Origin of the sequence: Bacillus sp. MHSD_36 (genome assembly GCF_030757775.1) — a bacterium.
GTDB lineage: Bacteria > Bacillota > Bacilli > Bacillales > Bacillaceae_G > Bacillus_A.
In genome coordinates this window covers 340,075-359,341 of sequence record NZ_JAVBIS010000001.1, presented here as the reverse complement: position 1 = coordinate 359,341, position 19,267 = coordinate 340,075, and the positions used below count along the sequence as shown (strand labels likewise).

15 protein-coding genes are annotated in these 19,267 nt (G+C 33.3%); 1 reads left to right on the top strand and 14 read right to left on the bottom strand.

What is annotated here, in order from left to right; genetic code table 11:
- Positions 1-401 precede the first annotated feature (401 nt).
- The 6 genes from Q9B79_RS01880 to Q9B79_RS01855 all read right to left on the bottom strand — a co-directional run bounded on the left by Q9B79_RS01880 (position 402) and on the right by Q9B79_RS01855 (position 9,435).
- On the bottom strand, positions 402-2,099 hold the full coding sequence (locus Q9B79_RS01880; protein WP_306182401.1) for a M4 family metallopeptidase: 1,698 nt from the start codon (positions 2,097-2,099) through the stop codon (positions 402-404).
- 165 nt (positions 2,100-2,264) lie between these two features.
- On the bottom strand, positions 2,265-4,493 hold the full coding sequence (locus Q9B79_RS01875; RefSeq protein WP_306182400.1) for a putative mucin/carbohydrate-binding domain-containing protein: 2,229 nt from the start codon (positions 4,491-4,493) through the stop codon (positions 2,265-2,267).
- A 304-nt stretch (positions 4,494-4,797) separates the two neighbouring features.
- On the bottom strand, positions 4,798-6,513 hold the full coding sequence (locus tag Q9B79_RS01870) for a methyl-accepting chemotaxis protein (RefSeq protein WP_306182399.1): 1,716 nt from the start codon (positions 6,511-6,513) through the stop codon (positions 4,798-4,800).
- Between the two features lie 459 nt (positions 6,514-6,972).
- On the bottom strand, positions 6,973-7,542 hold the full coding sequence (locus Q9B79_RS01865) for a 5' nucleotidase, NT5C type (RefSeq protein ID WP_306182398.1): 570 nt from the start codon (positions 7,540-7,542) through the stop codon (positions 6,973-6,975).
- A 59-nt stretch (positions 7,543-7,601) separates the two neighbouring features.
- Entirely contained in the window at positions 7,602-8,705 is a 1,104-nt protein-coding gene (gene ribD, locus Q9B79_RS01860; RefSeq protein WP_306182397.1) for a bifunctional diaminohydroxyphosphoribosylaminopyrimidine deaminase/5-amino-6-(5-phosphoribosylamino)uracil reductase RibD, read from the bottom strand.
- Positions 8,698-9,435, bottom strand: a complete 738-nt coding sequence (locus Q9B79_RS01855; RefSeq protein WP_306182396.1) for a GTP cyclohydrolase II — start codon at positions 9,433-9,435, stop codon at positions 8,698-8,700. The genes ribD and Q9B79_RS01855 overlap by 8 nt, the downstream gene beginning before the upstream one ends.
- A 303-nt stretch (positions 9,436-9,738) precedes the next feature.
- Between Q9B79_RS01855 and Q9B79_RS01850 the strand changes: the two genes are divergently transcribed.
- Positions 9,739-10,056, top strand: a complete 318-nt coding sequence (locus tag Q9B79_RS01850) for a winged helix-turn-helix transcriptional regulator (protein WP_087981308.1) — start codon at positions 9,739-9,741, stop codon at positions 10,054-10,056.
- 316 nt (positions 10,057-10,372) lie between these two features.
- Here Q9B79_RS01850 and Q9B79_RS01845 read toward each other — a convergent pair whose 3' ends face one another.
- The 8 genes from Q9B79_RS01845 to Q9B79_RS01810 all read right to left on the bottom strand — a co-directional run bounded on the left by Q9B79_RS01845 (position 10,373) and on the right by Q9B79_RS01810 (position 18,684).
- The gene (locus Q9B79_RS01845; protein ID WP_306182395.1) at positions 10,373-10,972 is read right to left on the bottom strand and encodes a nitroreductase family protein; all 600 of its coding nucleotides are present in this window, start codon (positions 10,970-10,972) and stop codon (positions 10,373-10,375) included.
- A gap of 378 nt (positions 10,973-11,350) precedes the next feature.
- Complete coding sequence (locus tag Q9B79_RS01840; protein WP_306182394.1) at positions 11,351-12,424, bottom strand: WD40/YVTN/BNR-like repeat-containing protein; 1,074 nt, start codon at positions 12,422-12,424, stop codon at positions 11,351-11,353.
- Between the two features lie 426 nt (positions 12,425-12,850).
- A complete protein-coding gene (locus Q9B79_RS01835; protein WP_306182393.1) occupies positions 12,851-13,690 on the bottom strand; it encodes an aldo/keto reductase in 840 nt (279 codons plus the stop codon).
- Between the two features lie 16 nt (positions 13,691-13,706).
- Positions 13,707-14,921, bottom strand: a complete 1,215-nt coding sequence (locus Q9B79_RS01830; RefSeq protein ID WP_306182392.1) for an MFS transporter — start codon at positions 14,919-14,921, stop codon at positions 13,707-13,709.
- 582 nt (positions 14,922-15,503) lie between these two features.
- Positions 15,504-15,977 (bottom strand): tautomerase family protein, encoded by a 474-nt coding sequence (locus Q9B79_RS01825; RefSeq protein ID WP_306182391.1) that lies wholly within the window; start codon positions 15,975-15,977, stop codon positions 15,504-15,506.
- A 45-nt stretch (positions 15,978-16,022) separates the two neighbouring features.
- A complete protein-coding gene (locus Q9B79_RS01820; protein ID WP_306182390.1) occupies positions 16,023-16,529 on the bottom strand; it encodes a heme-degrading domain-containing protein in 507 nt (168 codons plus the stop codon).
- A 242-nt stretch (positions 16,530-16,771) separates the two neighbouring features.
- Positions 16,772-17,194 carry a SpoIIAA family protein gene (locus tag Q9B79_RS01815; RefSeq protein WP_306183306.1) on the bottom strand — a complete coding sequence of 141 codons (423 nt, stop codon included), beginning with the start codon at positions 17,192-17,194 and terminating at the stop codon, positions 16,772-16,774.
- A gap of 170 nt (positions 17,195-17,364) precedes the next feature.
- On the bottom strand, positions 17,365-18,684 hold the full coding sequence (locus Q9B79_RS01810) for an aromatic amino acid transport family protein (RefSeq protein WP_001014168.1): 1,320 nt from the start codon (positions 18,682-18,684) through the stop codon (positions 17,365-17,367).
- Positions 18,685-19,267 lie beyond the last annotated feature (583 nt).

The window sequence follows — 19,267 nt, the reverse complement described above, 5'->3', positions numbered from 1 at the left end:
AATAATTCTAATTCAAATCATTCTAATGTAAAAAATTACATCAACAGCAGAGTAAAGCTAAAACCAACTAGTAAATACCATTATGATCTATATTAACCAGAAAGAAAATTACGCACTTTAAAGTTCCATAGGAACAAAAAAGTGCCCTATATACCATAATTTCTAACTTTTTATATTTACTAACGTAGTATCCTTTTCTATCAAAGAAAAAGTATAAAATTACATATTCTTACATGCTGTTACAGGAATATTTTTATCCTAATTAACTCAAAAACTATATAACACATCTGTAACATAACATTCTAAAAAACCTTGCAGAAAAATTCTACAAGGTTTTTGTGTATAAATACAAATTAATCATCATATTAAAATGAAAGGGTTTATAATTCATTACAATAATATTAAATATAAGCTGCTTTAAATGCTTGTTGAACAGCTTGTACTTCTAATGAGTCTTTACCATATAAATTCGTTGCTACACGAATACAAGCTTCTTTTAATTCTTTAAAATCAGAAGTCATATTTAATTCATCGGTATTTGCATAATAGAAAATATCAAACATTTTATCTTCCCCAATGCCTTGTATATTTACTCCATTATGATTTCCACCACTAGCAATTAAATAAGCTACTTTATTTATAATGCTAGAGTTCGTGTGTACACCACCATAATCGTGGTCAGCATCAATAGGTAAATTGTTATAATGTCTATAATCTTCTGGATATCTAGAAGAGATAGATGATGGGTTTTTCATATCTCTAAATATACGACCTGATTGTTCTCCCATTGTCCAATTGAACTTTCCGTTATTGGCATACTTTTCAACTGCTACCCCTAAAATATCAGATAGAGCCTCATTAATGGCACCAGCTTCTCCGGCGTACTCAAGTCCAGACTCATTTCTTGTAACCGCGTGTGTAAACTCATGTCCTGCCACATCAAATGCTCTAACAATTGGATCTCCGTATACTAGCATAGCCCCATTACTAAATGCATTAAACCATTGCTTAGGATTTCCTTTATTCGTACCATTTGTATTCCAGCCATGAACTACTGAAATTACTTTTTGTCCATTATTATCAAAGCTGTTACGGCTATATTTTTCTTGATAAAAATCATATACTTTCGTTGCTAAATAATGTGCACTAACTGCTTTAGGATCTGTAAAATTTGTAGAATTACTTGTTACTAAATCATCCAAATAACCCCATACATTTCTTCTATAATTATTATAATCTTTATAATTCGCAGTATACGTTTCAATTCCCTTACCACGAGAATAATCTGCAAGAGTGTACGTTCCATCACTTCGTTGTGAAATTCCAAATGTACGATTCATACCTAAGTCATCTTTTCCTGTGCCTGTTAATTTTGAAGGATCTTGTGATTTATTTGCTGTCGCAGATTGGACAATACTACTATCTACTTGTATACCCAATTTTTGAACGAGTTCTTTTAATAGATCCCCAACAAAAGCATCAATTAATACCGTACCAGATACATATTCAGGTGTAGAGGCACTAAAAGTAATTTGATATGCGTTTGTAGCTTTATTTGTATTTTCATCTACATATACCACTTGTTTAATTTCTGGTTCTTCAACAAATGTGAGATTATCCCCATAGATTTTAAAAAGCTGCTTCTTTGCATCCTCTTCTGATAGAATAATAGGTTGTTTCAAATCTTCCTGTTGTTGTAGATCTTGGGCACTATCCCCCGAAATACTCGTAAGGACACCATCATCATTAATATGTGCTGTTAGTTGATATCCGTATACATCACGTCCTTCATATGTTTGTTGAAGACGTACCAATGTAGTACCATCATAAGATTTACGACTTTGCGTAACATTATAATTAACTTTTGATTCAGTATTAACTTGCTTTGATGATAACGCTTGTTCTGTTTTTCCTTTTAGCGCATCCTTTGCTACATTTTCTGCCGATTTTTGAGAAGGTGCTGTTAAATTACCTGTTCGGAACGTATCTTCCTTTGTTTCTACTTTTAAATCTTCTGTTGCCGCATGTACTCCCCCATAAGGCATAATCGCCGATAACACCACTCCTGTGGTTAAACCTACCTTTACGAAATTCTTCATATTTTTACTCCTTTATAATTGTATTATTAAATTAAATAAATGTATTTTAGAATTTTAAGCATAGATAAAAATTTCAACTAACGCCAATCAATTTTACATACCTCTACATACATAGATTAATAGATTGGTTTGCTACTTTTTTAGATTTAATTCATTTCTCAAAAATTACTCATTATATAAGCTATCTTTATATTTATTCATATACGTTATTTTTTGTGGTTCTGATAACATATTTATTGCCATCCACACATTCTTTTTCATTTCTAATTTTTGCATTGGTATCTCTTTTAAAAACGCATTGCCTATAATCGCTTCCATTTCTTCATCAATTCTTTGCATAAGATTTTCTTCTGGATTATTTTGCAAAAAAGTATTTTTAAATCCCCATTTTGTCATTATAAATTCATTTGTTTTATTCATAGGATTAATAATGGCAGCTTTACTAGTTAATCGTTTTTTTATTTCATCATGATAGATTTTAATTCTATATCCTTCTTTTAGTGGAATGATATCTTTTACAATCGTTACATTTGTTCCTTCCATTTCCTTCGTATAAATTTTTTCATCCTTCTCATTAAACACCTCTATTGATGCGTATTTTTCACCTGCATAATAGCTATGAGGCGTTTTAGTAGTAACCGTAAAAACAGCTCGCTCTTGCTCTAAGTCTGTATTTAATTCGGCAAACTGATCATCTCCTAATCCTAGGAATTGGATCGTTTCATTTACCAAATTGCTCACCTTCATTTCGTTAACATCAATCGTTAGACTATTATCTTTTTCTTTTATATAGGCATAATGCGTACTGAAATGGTACATTCTATCCGTTTTCCCACCTGAAATCTCAACTGTATAAACTCCATTTGGTATGTCTTGTAAATTGATTTCTGTTGTTTCAATTGTTTTCTCTTGAATAACTGTATTCCCTTCTTTTAATTTAATTTTTCCTCCTTTCAATGTATCTATTTCATTTGTATTTAAATGGATATGCAAATTCCCTTTTAACCCAAGTGAAGCAATTTGTTGATTCGTAACTATTTCAAAGTTGGAGTTTATCGGAATATTAGGATCAACTAGAGCTCTCGCCTTAGCTAATTGTGATTCAGGTACTATATACGCTAAAGAAGTAACTACCGGATAACCTTTCGCCCTATTCATCTCTATTTGTTTATGATTAAGCTTAAAGCCCCATCTTTCAAAAACGGGTGTAAAATCAACTTGTACATTCTCGCTATAATACTGATTCATTAAATCTGGTAAAGAATGGTCACCTTTTTTAAAAGCAGCATTGCTAGCTAGTTTTCGATAACCTTGATACATTTTTGCAAAAGCTTCATTGCCAGCTTTTTGTTTCGCCATCGTTAAAAGAATAAGTTTTTGTCGTAAATCTAAGTCATCATAATTTTTATTTTCCTTCATTAAAGCGTTGTATAAATTCCGTTCTACCTGTTCCTTCTTCCCAAAATTAAATAACCAACCAACTTGATCTGCCTTTTTGCCGTATTTACTATATTGATATTGAACACCAAATAGATTATTAGAAACTTCTCCTGTAAATATTCCTTGATTATCAAAACCAGCTTGGTATCCATGAGCGATTTCATGTAAAGTTCCCCAACTTAGTTTATCTAACCACATCTTTGTACTATCTGTACTATTCGCTGTCCAATTTGCGCCATAATAGGCACCGCCAGCACCGGATATATCTGCTTTTAAGAAATAACGATTTTGACTTTTTTTATTTTCAACCGTTGAGCCATCTAAACCAATAATTGCATCATACATCGCAAAAATATCCTCATAATATGCAATTAACTCATCCAACGATTGAAAATCTTTTAAAGATCTTACTAACTCTTTATCTTTTTTAGGTACAAATAATTGAAAACTCTCCCCTTGAATTAACGCATACTCCCCATCAAATTGATCCCATGTACTAAAAAATTGAGATACACTTCCTTGTTGTTTATAAATTGGAAGAGGCTTAGTAGCACTTTCATTCCCTACTTGGTACTCAAGTGTAGCGTACTCTTCACCATATGGGGTATCTATGAAAGGAACTAAAGACGTATCACCTTGAATAGTAACCCATTCATTTCCTACTTGTATGGATTTTTCATTTTTTGAGTCATTAGACAATAAACGTACTGTTAATTTGTCTTTAAAATTAGGATTCGTTTGTCTTACCTTTAATGGTGTATTTCTCTGCAAAATAAATCCTAAATCTTGTCGATCATGATATTTCCCCTTACTTATGCCAGCCTGAAATATCCACGTAGGCTCTTCTAAACTAGTAATTTCTTTTACATTTGTTCGTTCGTCAGCATGTAAGTGTATATTTCCTATGAGGAAAAACATTGTATACATGATGCCTATAACAAGTAGCCTTTTCATTTACATATCTCCTTTTCTATTTTTTATATACAAAATACAATAAAACCCTCCCTCTTCACTTATAACTGTCGTCAGTAAGTTACTCATCAGTGTAATTATTATAGTTACATTAACTCATGATTATCAATCATTAAATGTATGTAATTTTGCATATTCAAATATTTAATAACAAATTCCGAAATATCGTATAATGATCCAATGTTATTTCATACATTATTCAATAAAAAAACACACGAAGCCCCTTAAGTCTTCATGTGTTTTTATCTACATGTTATTACACTTGTGATTGAATGAATTATCCTTTTTATTCTGTAATATTAAATTTCGAAACCAGTTCCGTTAATTCTTCCACCTTTTCTTTCATTTTGTTGGATTGAATTGATATTTGTTCAATTGATACGGCCTGTGATTGAATTGATTTTACTGTTTGAAGAGTCTCTTTTTTTACATCTGTTGCAGTTTCAGAAACTAGCGAAAGAGAAGCATTTACTTCTTCTGTACCAGCAGACATCTCTTCTGTCGCTGCGGATACTTCTTGAATTTGACCTGTAATTTTATCAATATCTCTCATAATAGACAAGAAAGTTTGATTCGCTTTGTGAGCAGCTTCTTTTCCTTCTACTGCCTTTTGTTGTCCTTTTTGCATGACATTAACTGTATCTTGGGTATCTTGTTGAATGGATTTTATTAAATCATTAACTTCCTTTGCAGATTCTTTAGATTGCTCAGCCAAGTCTCTAACTTCTGCGGCCACCACTGCAAATCCTTTTCCATTCTCTCCAGCACGTGCCGCTTCAATAGCAGCATTTAAGGCAAGAAGGTTCGTTTGTTCGGCAATATTAGTAATTGCAGCTAGAGCTGTATCAATCTGTTGTGTACGTGTAACAAGTTTACTTATTACTTTTGATGTTTCCTCGACAACATCATGCACACTGTTCATTTGAAGAATAGAGTGATTTATCACTTCACTACCGATATTTATTCGTTCCGTAGTCGTTACTGCTACCTCAGCGACTACTGCTGAAGATTCAGCTACAGTTTGCACCCCGGTTGTAATTTCTTCCATCGAGGATGAACTCTCCTGAATACTAGTTACCTGTCCTTCTATTTTTGTTTTTACTTCTAAAACAGTCTGTACAACCTCATTTGAAATATGAGATGCTCGCTTTGTATCTTGTAATACGCCCTCCGTAGAAGAAATAACCTCTTGTGTTGTCATTTTAACATTCGCAATTAATTGTTGAAGGTTATCTAACATACTATTAAAAGACTGGACAATATGCCCTAATTCATTATTTGCTTTATAAGGAGTACGTGTTGTTAAATCTCCAGCTGCTACTTTTTCCATATCATTTTGTAGTAACGCAAGTGGTTTTCGGATAGTTAATTTAATAATGTATCCAATTAACATAATTATTAAGATTGCTAAAATCGAAATACTAACAAACATTATCATTGTATTTTTTGCACCATTATTATTTTCCTTTTGTAAAAGCTCTGCATCATTACTATTATATAAAATCAATTCACGAATTGATTTTATTGATTTTTGCATATTAGGTTCAATCTCTTTTAGATAATATGCATATGCTTCCTCATTATTAGATTTCCCTAATTCTTGCGCTTTCTTCATTTGAGTTCTTAATTCATTAAATGTTTCATGAAACGTGTTATATAATTCTTTTTCTTTAGTAGAAATAACTTTAGCCTCAAACTGCTTTAAAAGATGATCATTTTCCTGACGAATTTCGTCCATTTCTCTTATTAATTCATGCATTCTTTTTTCATCTTTTGATAACATAATTTCCATAAAGTTCATATTAACATGATAAAAATTAGATTCTACAATCCCAATCCACTCAATTGGTAGTAAATTATCCTCATACATATTAGAAGAAGTACTTTTCCCTCTTTCTAATCCCAAAAATCCTATTAGGGATAATACTATACATGCAATACTTGATATCGCTATTAGTATGTTTAGTTTTGTACCTACCTTACTGTTTCTTAATAATTCCAACTTCACATTCTCCATTCTAATATATAGTTTAAGTAATGTATTTTATAATAAGAATCCTAAAATTACGATGTTTATTTTGCGATATGCAATTTTGCATATCATCCACTACTAAATCAAAATAACCTAACATTATAATTTTAGTTTTCTGAAAATCCATGATTATGAACAAACCCAATTAATTCTTTAACTTCTCATCCAAAATATCCGCAAATATTGTGGCAACAGGGGAACCCATCATTGATATATACATTACGCTTACATACAAGACTAGCTTACATTTTTTCTTATTGCTCATTTTTCTATTCCCTCTATCAGAAATACTCCTAGCACATCACATAAAAAAAACGATAGTATTCCCTATAATCCAAAAAATAAGGAAAGACATAACACATATGTCTTTCCTCTAAAGTTGTAACACTCAATATACTCTTGGCTCTATTTAATTTTCTAATTAAATCTTTACATATCTTTCTTTATAATATTTCCTAACTCCGTCCAACTTGTAATACGCGGGATATTGAGATGTTGATTGTAAGAAGTGGTTTTTGCATACACATTTATCGGTTTTCCTATTAACGTTTCTAAAACAGCCGGCTTATCATCAAAGAAATAGTTTAATTTTATGTCTTGTATGAAGTGTATTTTTTCTTCATCCTTCATTCCATAGAAAAAGCGATCTTCATGTACCGGAAATCCTTTTTCTATTAACCATTTTTTTGTTTGCTCTCCATGCTCTTTAGGTCGCGCCGTTATATAGTAAATTTCATGTCCCTGTCTTTCTAATTCTTGCAAAGTCTCTACTGCATACGGAAACGGTGAACAAGAAGTATAATAAATCTCATCCAACAAACTATTCCACATATGACTGCCTTCCTCCGAAGTCATACCAAATGCTTCATGAATTTCAATTGTTTTCAAAGAATGAAATACATCCAATCCTATTTTTTTGTTTAATTTTTTATTATATAAATGAAAAGCATGCTGCCTTAAATCAATTAACGTATCATCAATATCAAATCCAAACTTCACTCTTCATCGCTCCATTCTGCGATCCATCTATCGGAACATATAAGTAGTTTTTATTCTCCTTATTCCTCATCTTTCCGATATTCTGGATAACCAATAAATCTATAATCTTTTCCAACCGGGGTAAATGATATATCCTTAAATTCAATTGCATCTTGCATTTTAGTAATACCAGTCCCCTCTACAAAACTAGGCGCCAATCTACCCCCAATCATTTTAGGTGCAATATATAAAATAAGTTTATCTATTAATTTATTTTCAATAAACGAAGCATTTACCTCTCCCCCACCTTCAATAAGCAGGGAGGAAACTCCTTTTCCCCCTAAAACATCAAGCATTTCATATAAGTTTATATGCTTTTCTCCGCTAGTAACAAATACTTTGACTCCTGCACTTTCTAATGCCTTCCTTTTTTCTGCTGCATGATTACTTGTTGTAAATATCCAGGTAGGAGCTTCCCCATCTGTAACAACGTTAGCTTCCATTGGTATGCGTAATGTTGAGTCCAATATTACTCGAATTGGATTTCGCCCATTTGGAATACGCGTCGTCAATGATGGATTATCCTTTTGTACAGTATTCGCTCCTACTAAAATAGCCGCATTTTCGTTTCGTATTTGGTGTACTTCCTGTCTTGCTTCTGTAGATGTAATCCACTTACTATCCGATGAAGACGTAGCGATTTTCCCATCTAATGTAACTCCTGATTTAATCGTTACAAATGGGCGCTTTGTCAAAATATATTTATTAAAGACTTCATTCATTTTTTTCGATTCTTCTTCACACAATCCTACAAGTACTTCAATACCTGCATCTTGTAGAATTTTAATTCCACGTCCAGAAACAAGTGGGTTTGGATCAAGTGTAGCAACTACTACCTTCTTAATTCCTGCTTGTACAATTGCTTCTGCACAAGGCCCTGTTCTTCCATGATGAGAACAAGGTTCAAGAGTTACATAGATTGTACCACCACGGGCCTGTTCTCCCGCCATACGTATCGCATGTATTTCAGCATGTGGTTCTCCAGCCTTCATATGTGCTCCAATCCCTACAATTCGGTTATCATTTACAATTACAGATCCAACCAGTGGATTTGGAGTCGTTTGTCCCTTCATAGCCTTGGCATTTTCTAGTGCTAACTTCATATACAATTCATGCTCAAGCATGTAAGTGTCCCCCTTCAAAATGTCCAGAACGTTGAATCTTCGTTTGCAAATATTTCTCATTAAACTCTGAGACATCACCCCATAACGGTTCACGGCTCGTAACATTTAATCCCGCTTTTTGTAACGCTTCTAATTTTTTCGGATTATTTGTAATAAGTTTTACAGGTTTTGAGCGTAGTGCTTTTAATACTTCAATTGTATCATCATAGTTTCGAACATCATCTTCAAAACCTAGGTTCAGATTAGCTTCTACTGTATCTAATCCATTTTCTTGCAAGAGGTACGTCATCGCTTTACTAAACAAGCCAATCCCTCTTCCTTCATGATTCGCTAAGTAAAATAAAGCGCCTGAACCATGTTCTGTAATCATTTTTAAGGACTGCTTTAATTGGAATCCACAGTCACAACGTTTACTCCCAAAGATATCACCCGTGTGACAAATACTATGCATACGAATTAGGGCATCTTCAGAATTCTCAAAATCACCATATACAAGCACACTAGATTGCTGCATATCAGCTAAATTAATAGATGAAAGTTTTTCAATAATCCCTGCTACACTATTTGTACCCTCACTACATTGTAACCAAGAATACCATTGAAAAACTTTAGTCTCCCCATATAAATTAATTGGCAATTTGATAGGACCTACTAAATAAATATCCTTTCCATCTTGATGTATAAATTGAATTTTATCTTCTAACATATGAATTGTATCTGTTGTAACCATTAGGTACCTCCTAGTATAGAGAATCTCTAAAAATCCTCTTCCATCGTTATATTTTTTATTGTTTAACTTACACAACGTAAGTGTTTTTACAGATGATATTCTTTTTTCTCTCAGCTTATATGCAATATGTATCATCACAACTTTGGCCATTTAAAGAAAAGAACTTTAGTTACATAAAACTACTTAGTTACTTTATGTAAGTAAGTATATATTTGTAATCAATTTACGTCAAGTAATTAATTATAAAAACATTTGTTACTAATAGTAATATGTTATATAATTCACTTTAGGAGGTGAAGGAAAATGAAGGATTCTACATTATGCCCTCGCTTTGAAAAAGGAATGAAATTTTTTAGTCAACGATGGACAGCACTCATTATTTACCAACTTTTCTCTGGATCTCAGCGCTTTTGTACGCTTGAATCTTCTCTTCCTGTTAGCGGAAGATTACTTTCAGAAAGATTGAAAGAATTAGAACTAGAGGGAATTGTCGAACGTAAAGTCTTTCCTGAGACACCAGTTCGTATAGAATATTCTTTAACTCAAAAAGGATTTGCCTTAGAAGCTATTATTCGCGGAATAGAAGAATGGTCACAGGAATGGATAGAGCTTGAGGAATAATATAAAAGCTTTTTCGTATATAGTTTTAAGTAATCAAATTACAAATACCTATGATTAAAACGCTAGTTTTTCAAGCATTTATGAAAACTTAGCGTTTTTTAATAAATAAAATGCAAGAAATAAAAAAGGTGATCAAAACGATCACCTTTTTCCTTTAAAGATTAAAATAGTATTTCTAACGCCTTTTATTCATACATCGCTTAATAAAAAGAACGAAGAAACTTTTTGTAACTAAACAGTTTTCTTTTCACAATACAGGTAGCTTCTCCCGCTATTTGCGGACAGTAAGACCACTACTAATTAAAGTTTCACTTTATTACTTATGAAATTTCACACGCTCTTCAAGTGGTTGGAATTCTTTTTCTCCTGGTGCAGCCGTTGGATTACCAAATGGCATTTGTGCAATGAGTTTCCAATTAGCAGGAACATTCCATTCTGTTTTCACTTCATCATCAATTAATGGATTATAATGTTGTAAAGACGCCCCTAATCCCTCTGCTTCTAGCCCTGTCCACACGACTAATTGGTGCATACCTGATGCTTGGTGTGACCAAATTGGGAAGTTTTCAGCATATGCAGCAAATTTTTCTTGAAGCGATTTTACGATAGACTCATCTTCAAAGAATAGTACGGTTCCATAACCAGCTTTAAAGGAATCCATTTTTTGTTGCGTTCCTGAAAAATCTCCATCTCCAACTACTTTTCTTAATGTTTCAGTTGTAATATCCCATAATTTATTATGAGCTTCACCAAATAATACAACTACTCGCGCAGTTTGTGAATTAAAAGCTGAAGGCGTATATTTCACAGCAAACTCCACAATTTCTTTAATTTTTTCATCTGATACTTTTACCTCTTTATTAATCCCATAGTAAGTACGTCTTTCTTTCAGTGCAGTATAGAAATCTTTTGTCATAATTCATTTCCTCCCAAGTTTTAATATTCTTCAAAATGATACATCTCGAAGATAATATGCGTTTAAATGAGTCCATTTTTAAATCATTGAACTCCATAACACCAATTGCCAGTCATTCTGAATCTAAACACACTGCTTCCTTCAGTTGCTCTAAACAACCTTATAACATCATTAATAAAATCTAGTCATCATTCGGTACTATTTTACCCATTCTCTATTCATGTATCCTGCTTGTTTCATATTTACACAAATATGAAAATAACCTTAAATTGATGATCAAAAAAGCCAGGTAGCATGAATAATGCATTACCTGGCTTTTTACATTGTAAATTCAACTAACCATTTTTAATGAATAGTAGTCAAAACTATACTCATCACTTATTTAATAATTAACATCTCATAAGGATGTTGTTCCATAAATCTATTCTCCCAAGGAATCTCTAATGATGTCCAATTTGAACCACCATCTACTGACTGATACACTCCTTTATTGCTAAACAGATAGAACGTTCCATCACTTGTTGCCTTTAATACTGGTATAATTGTGCCTTTAGGAGTTGGTAAACCTGCATTCATTTCTGCCCAAGGCTGATCTTTTTCTTTTTTATAAATAAATGATTCACAATTTCCATTATTGTAATCGTGTGCTACGTGTGGATTTGACGATGTCGCAATAATAATATTTTCTGGATCATTTGGATTAACTGCCATTTGATATGCGTAATGATGCTTTAGCCCACTACACATATAGTTCCACGTCTTACCTCCATCATTACTCTCCGCATACTCGTGACCTGGTTCTTTCAAGAATGAATCACCTAAAACCCCGTATAAGCGATTTGGCACATTGCGATGCGTTTTAAGAATGTGAATATCTTGAGGATAGTTCCCCTCTTTTTCCTCAGTCCATGTCATACCGCCATCTACACTTTTAATTAATCCTCCTACCTCAATCGTTGTATAAATAGTTTCTGGATTATTAGCATCAATTTCAATGTGTTTTACATGGTGCGTATATGTTCGTTGAGGGAAGAACCATGATGAATACGATGGCATTTGTCGATAATCCGTTAGCAGTTCAAAGCTGTCTCCTCCATTTTTAGATACAAACATTGCGCTCGGTTCAATTCCTACATATATGATCCCGTTACCGTCATCACCCTTCGCTGGAGATACAGAAACTGCTGTAATAGCTCTCATATGAATAGCATTAGCTGGGAACACTTCACCAAAAGAAGGTAAAGTTCCAATCGCTTCCCATGAACTTCCTCCATCTTTACTTCTCCATAATCCTCTATCAAAAGTACCACAATACATTCTTTCTGAATCGTATGGATCTAAAGCTAACGCAACTGGATTCGCACCTACAAACTGTGATTGGACACTCCATGTTGAGTCTTTTTTTTCTGCAATTACAAGCTCTCTATCAAACGCTAATATAAATTTTTCCATAACTAAAATCTCCTCGTTTCATAATATATCTACTGTATTATTTAAATTTTCGCCATTACAATTTAAGAGGCGGATTTTATATGCTATAGCATATAAAAGATGAATTTTATAAGCAATATGTGATTAAAAACTTACATTATATAATTTGTTAATTTCACATCAGTACGATGAACAAGACGTCCTGTTCACTCATATAAGTCCATATGCCACCTCCAAATAACTTACAATATACATGCTATAGCATACATATTATAGAATGCATGATTACATGTCAAACTTTAATACTGTCTTAGAGTAAGTTCTCTACATAGCCAAAAGCAATTCAACAGCCATAATATAAACGCTAATCAAATAAACAGAAACATTTTATTGAATAGAAAATAAAAAAGAGTGCAACTTTGCACTCTTTTTACTCATTCTTTAATCTTAGAAATCAAAGTTATCAGGATCTGGACCAACGCGGTGATTTTGGTTTAACGCATCGATTTTTTCCATATCTTCTTTCGTTAATTCAAAGTTAAATACATCAGCGTTTGCAATAATACGGTGTTCTTTCGTTGATTTTGGAATTGTAATTACTCCATTTTGAAGATCCCAACGTAAAATCACTTGTGCTGTTGTTTTACCGTATTTCTCCGCAATTGCCTGTAATGTTTCATTATCTAATAATTGACCTTGCATAAGTGGTGACCATGCTTCCATTTGAATACCTTGTTCTTTACAGAAAGCTTGTAACTCTTTTTGCGTTAAACGAGGATGGTATTCTACTTGGTTGATCATTGGTTTAATTTCTGCATCTTTTATTACATCTTGCAGGTGATGAATTTGGAAATTACTTACGCCAATTGCACGTACACGCTCTTCTTTATAAAGTGTTTCTAACGCTCTCCACGTATCTTTATATTTCCCTTCTACAGGCCAGTGAACAAGATATAAATCTAAATAATCTAGTTTTAATTTTTTTAAACTCTCTTCGTATGCAGCGATTGTTTCTTCATATCCTTGATCTGCGTTCCATACTTTTGAAGTAATAAATAATTCTTCTCTTGAAATACCAGTTGCTTCCATACCGGCACGAATCCCCTCACCTACAGCTGTTTCATTTCCGTAAATTGCAGCTGTATCGATGCTACGGTATCCTGCCTTAATTGCTGATTTAATTGCTTCTACAAGTTCTGGTCCTTCTTCTACTTTAAATACGCCTAAACCGAACCAAGGCATTTCTACTCCGTTATGCAATGTTGTTGTACTTTGTAAATTTTTCATTTTATTTTCTCTCCTTTTATTTTACTTGATCTCTTTTTTCTAATGTCATACTCCATGCTGTTAAAATAACAGCACCTACTACCATAATGCCGCCTACCCAAGCTGTATGAATTAACCCTAACGAGTTCGTTACAATACCGCCTAAATAAGCACCAAGAGCAATCCCAGCATTAAACGCCGCAATATTAATTGCCGATGCGACATCGACAGCACTCGGTACAAATCGTTCGGCTAACATTACGACATATACTTGTAACCCTGGAACATTCATAAATGCGAATAGTCCCATGAAAATAATTGTAATTAACCCAGCTACTTTAAATGGCGCTGTAAATGTTAAAACAAATAATACAATCGCTTGAATAAAGAACATGTAAAATAGCGCTCGAATTGGATTATGATTCGATAATTTCCCGCCAATCACATTCCCTATTGCAATAGCGATTCCATATACTAATAAAATGATCGTAACCGTATTAGCTTTAAATCCTGTTACTTCTTGTAATAACGGAGATAAATACGTAAATGTTACGAATGTACCGCCGTATCCAAGTGCAGTAATAATGAAAACAAGTAACAGTCTTCCGTTCGTAACCAGTTTAAATTGATCACGGAATGATACAGACGTACCTTTTTTCATATTGGATGGAATGAGAATACTATTTGCGATTAAAGCAATAATTCCAATTACCACAATTGCGAAAAATGATGTTCTCCAGCCAAATTGTTGACCGATAAATGTTCCAATTGGTGCACCTGTAATAGTTGCGACTGTTACGCCAGTAAACATAATGGCAATCGCGCTAGCACGTTTATTTTCTGGTACGAGTGCCGCCGCAATCGTTGAACCAATTGACATAAACACACCATGCGAAAGTGCAGACACAATTCGCGCAATAAGTAATACAGTGAAGCTTGTTGCGACAGCTGCAATTCCGTTACCAATAATGAAAATAATCATAATCCACATTAATAACGTTTTTCGTGACATATTAGCTGTTAATGACGTTAATACTGGAGCACCAAATGCTACTCCTAACGCATATAAAGAAACTGTTAAACCAGCTGTTGTCACCGACACATGTAAATCTTTCGAAATAGATGGTAATAAACCGACACTAACAAATTCAGTTGTTCCAATCCCGAACGCACTAATTGCTAGCGCTAATAATGCAAATATACTTCTTCGATTCGTCTGAATTTCTGAAGACGATGCTGTATATGAATTCAATTGAGTTCCCCCTCTTCCCTATAATTCCTATCATAATAGTGTGATAAAAAGGCCTTTTTATCTTCTAAAAAATATATTTTATCTCTACAAACACTATTATGAATGGTTTCATTCTCTTTTTATAGAACGCACTTTAAAGTACTATAGGTACTTTTTAGTACCGTACTTCTCAATTTTCTCTTGCATGTACTATTATGAAATACATGCAACACAATGAATAGTACGTACTTTAAAGTGCTGTAGGTACTAAAAAGTAACATAGTTAATTACTAGTACTATAAAGCTTGTTTCCCTCTCACATGTGCTATTATGAATGATATGTAACATAATAAAAAGTACGCACTTTAAAGTACTATAGGTACTAAAAAGTAACATTTACATAACCTAGCTTATTTTGCTCAAAAATTGAAATCTACATTCAACGAAGAAAGGTAGCATATGAAGAAATACACTCTTCCTAGAGAGGCGACTTTAGAGGGTATTACTTGAAAATGTAAAAGATCATATTCATTACCGCAGACAAATAATAAAAAGGCAAAAACGAACAGAAATATGTTCATTTTTGCCTTTTTTATTTAATCATTAAAATGTACGACTTTTGGAAAGAAAATCTGCATTAGCTCCCGTTACACCACTTTGCCCCCAGTTTCCTGGAATCATTTCATGAATAAGAATTAGCACTTTATCCAAAGGTGCGTGCGTATATTTAGATGTTAATTGAGTAAGTTCGTTTACCCACTTATCCTTTGTATCTTGATCAAATGTATTCCATATATCAATCTTAATGATAGCCATTCCATCAACGTTACGATTCCGTGTATCGTAAGACTCTTTCGTCTCCCAATTGGACACCCTACTTTTCTCAGCAAAGGTAGCATCACTTGCTACAGCTCCAGCTTTCCCCCAATTTTCTTTCTCAAGTTCCGTTATCAACACTTGAATTTTGTCAGGGACAATTTTTAATCGTTTTATTGTAAGTTCCGTTACATGATAAATGAATTCCTTCTTTTCTTCTGTTGACATGGTTGGCCAAGTATTTAGCTCAATTAATGGCATAGTATTGCCCCCTAAAATTAATTATCTATTCACTAGCTACAATGATTAGTTCAAATGATTTTTAACTGCTCTTATTACCAATTCGTGATCTTCTTCTGGCGGCAATCCTGAAACTGTTATCATTCCAATAACCCCTACGTTTTTTATTCTGATAGGAAAGCATCCACCAAACGCAGCGTATTCCGAAGTATCTAAAAGATATTTTTCATTATATGAAATTCCAGTTATTTCACTTTGTATCTGCATATAATACGAGCTACGATCATGCAGAGAAACAACTCGTTTTTTACGCTCAATCCACTTCGTATTTTCCTCATTTGTCCCTGTCATCTTGAAATGAAATAATTGCACACCGTTTTTTGTTATATCAACAGCAATCAATTTACCCTCTCGCTTTGCTGTTTCAACGATAAATAAACCTAGTTGCAAGGCATCTTCATTTGTAAAAGAGGTAAATTGAAGTGTTTCTTCCTCTTTTAAAATTTGTTTACTTATTTCATTCAAATTTGAAGTACTCATATCTTTATCCCCCTTAATCACTTTATGCGACATTCATATTTTTAAATTTATGTTACTCTATCGTACGACCTTTCAATATTACTAATAGCGTAAAGCGTATTCTCTTCTTCTTGGTGCTAATATGAATTATATTTAACGCATTAAAAATGTATGTCCTTTAGTACTAAACATTTCATATAGAAGTTTTCTACTTCCTTGATTCCGAGTGCATATACAACAACAGCATTACATGCATAAAAAAACCAGTTGATTGAGCAACTGGTTCGCTAAAAGTGTCATATGGGATATTCATTCAACCAAACTAATGCTTGTTCATAATCATCAAAAAATTTTACAGATTTTTTTGTATTGGACTGTTGTAAATAATTCAGTATCTCTCCTTCTTCAAGGAGAAAAGCAATTGCCTTACTGTGATTCAAAATCGTTTCATTGAAAAATTTATCTTTCCATGCTTTTTGAACAGAAAAATGATCTGGCGTATATCCTTTTCTATCCACTAACAATTTGTATTTCCGTCCCTCGGAAATGAATTGCTGACATATCTGCTCGAAGTCATTAAACCATTCATAAACATCATCTGTTTTAATCTTGCCGATAAGACGAGTAACAATTATATCTCCTGAAACTGTTGTACTTATATTCGGCTTACTCAACTTGGAATCATCTCCCTTAGTTACAATTATGCGTAAAAATCTGATAAATGCAATAAGATAAAAATGTTACGCAATAAAGCAACATTATGTACAAAAAGAGCCTATGTGCAAGATGACCTTTTATCATTCATTTAAAAAGGGACACACTCTCCAAACGGAGAAGCCTGTCCCAAAATCGTTCTATTTTATTTTGCACTAGAACTAGCAATCGTGAATTAGAATAATGACTTAATACTTGCTAAAACAGTAAGTACACCTACAATAATAACAAATACGTTGCTCATTTTCCCTTTGTATTTAGCTAGTACTGGCACTTTTTGAATCGCATACATCGGTAATAGACATAAGATAGCAGCCACTAAAGGACCGCTTAGAGAATCAATAAGTCCAAGAATACTTGGATTTGTATAAGCAACAAACCAGCATGATAATACAACAAAAGTAAGGATTATTGTCTTAATTGTTTTTTCTTCAATATCTTTTCCACGTGATTTACCGAACTTAATAATCATGTCACGCATTACTTCAAATGCTCCTATATAATGGCCAAGGAAAGACTTTGTAATAGCCACAAAAGCAATAATTGGAGCTGCAATAGTGATTACAGGCGAATTAAGCTCATTAGCAAGATATGAAAGAATTGATAAGTTTTGTTCTTTTGCCATTTTTATATCATCTGGAGTCAAGCTCAATGCGCTACTCCAAACGAAGAACATAACTACAGCGAATGTCATAATATAACAAACTTTTTGTATTTGCGCACATTTCGCATCAGTGGCTTCGATTCCATACGTAGCTCTCTGTTTCACAACAAATGATGAAATCATTGGTGAATGATTAAATGAGAATACGATGATTGGTAGAATCATCAATATCGTCCCAAAATAGCCTGTTCCTGTTGAAGCAGTTGAAACAGCTGAAAAACTAAGCATTGACGTATTCCACTGTGGAATTAAAGATATTGCGATAAACAGTAGAGAAACTATGAAAGGATACACTAACATGCTCATTACCTTTACAGTAATATCTTGACCAAAATTTAGTATAGCGATAAGACCAAGAACTAATACAAGTGATAAAATAGCCCTTGGAGGTTCTGGCATGTGCAATTGATGCACGATAAAACTACTTGCAGTGTTTGTAAGCGCAACCGAATACATTAGTACGATTGTATAAATTGAACCGAAATATACGATGTTAAAAATAATACTCGCTTTATTTCCGAAATACTCTCTAATTGTACCTGTGATCCCCTCATCAGCAGAATTAGAAGCGTATATCATTTTAGCAAGTGCCCTATGTGAGTAGTACATAACTGGATATGCAAGCAATGTAATTAGTAGTAAAGATAATAAACCACCTGAACCTGCATTAATCGGTAAAAAGAGCACCCCTGCTCCAATTGCAGTTCCAAATAGACTCAGTGCCCATGTAGTATCCTGCTTATGCCACTTTTTCGGATCTGCATATTGCTCATTTTTTAGTGCGGTATTTTCAGCTTGAACTTCTATTTTCTTTGCAGTATTCCCGTTCATATAATAACTCCCCCTTGTATCTATTCCTGCCTCTCTCTTAATAGCTACCGAATATTTTCCTTTTTGGGAAAATGAATTCCTTACAAGTTGCCCCACATTGTATGTCCTTCATCATAATGAAACCAAATTGAAACATTCGCTAGTTAGCGTCCTAATATAATTGTTAGCGTTCACAAAAAAGTTTACTCGTAATATCCGCTCTTTATATAAAGACCGCTTAAGAGAACAATATGGAATAGAATTCATAAATACGTTGCAACATTTCTAATAACAGTGTATTACTTTAACGGTTTCTCTTTTTTACTTTTAACAGTAATTTTAGCTAAACCGGCCCCTCTTAATTTCCGAGGCATTTCTTTCTCAATTCTATACATTACTTTCATAACTTCGGCAGCACTGATGATATTGCTTACACAAGCCACTGAAGCACTTTACATACATTTCGCCTCTAATCACACACCTTTCTTACTAATAACCGCATTTTTTATATTTTCTCCAGAGATAATAAAATTTCTCTCGACGCCCTCATTATAACGTGTATATTTATAAAATTAATATTTTTATATTTTCTGAAATATTTAAT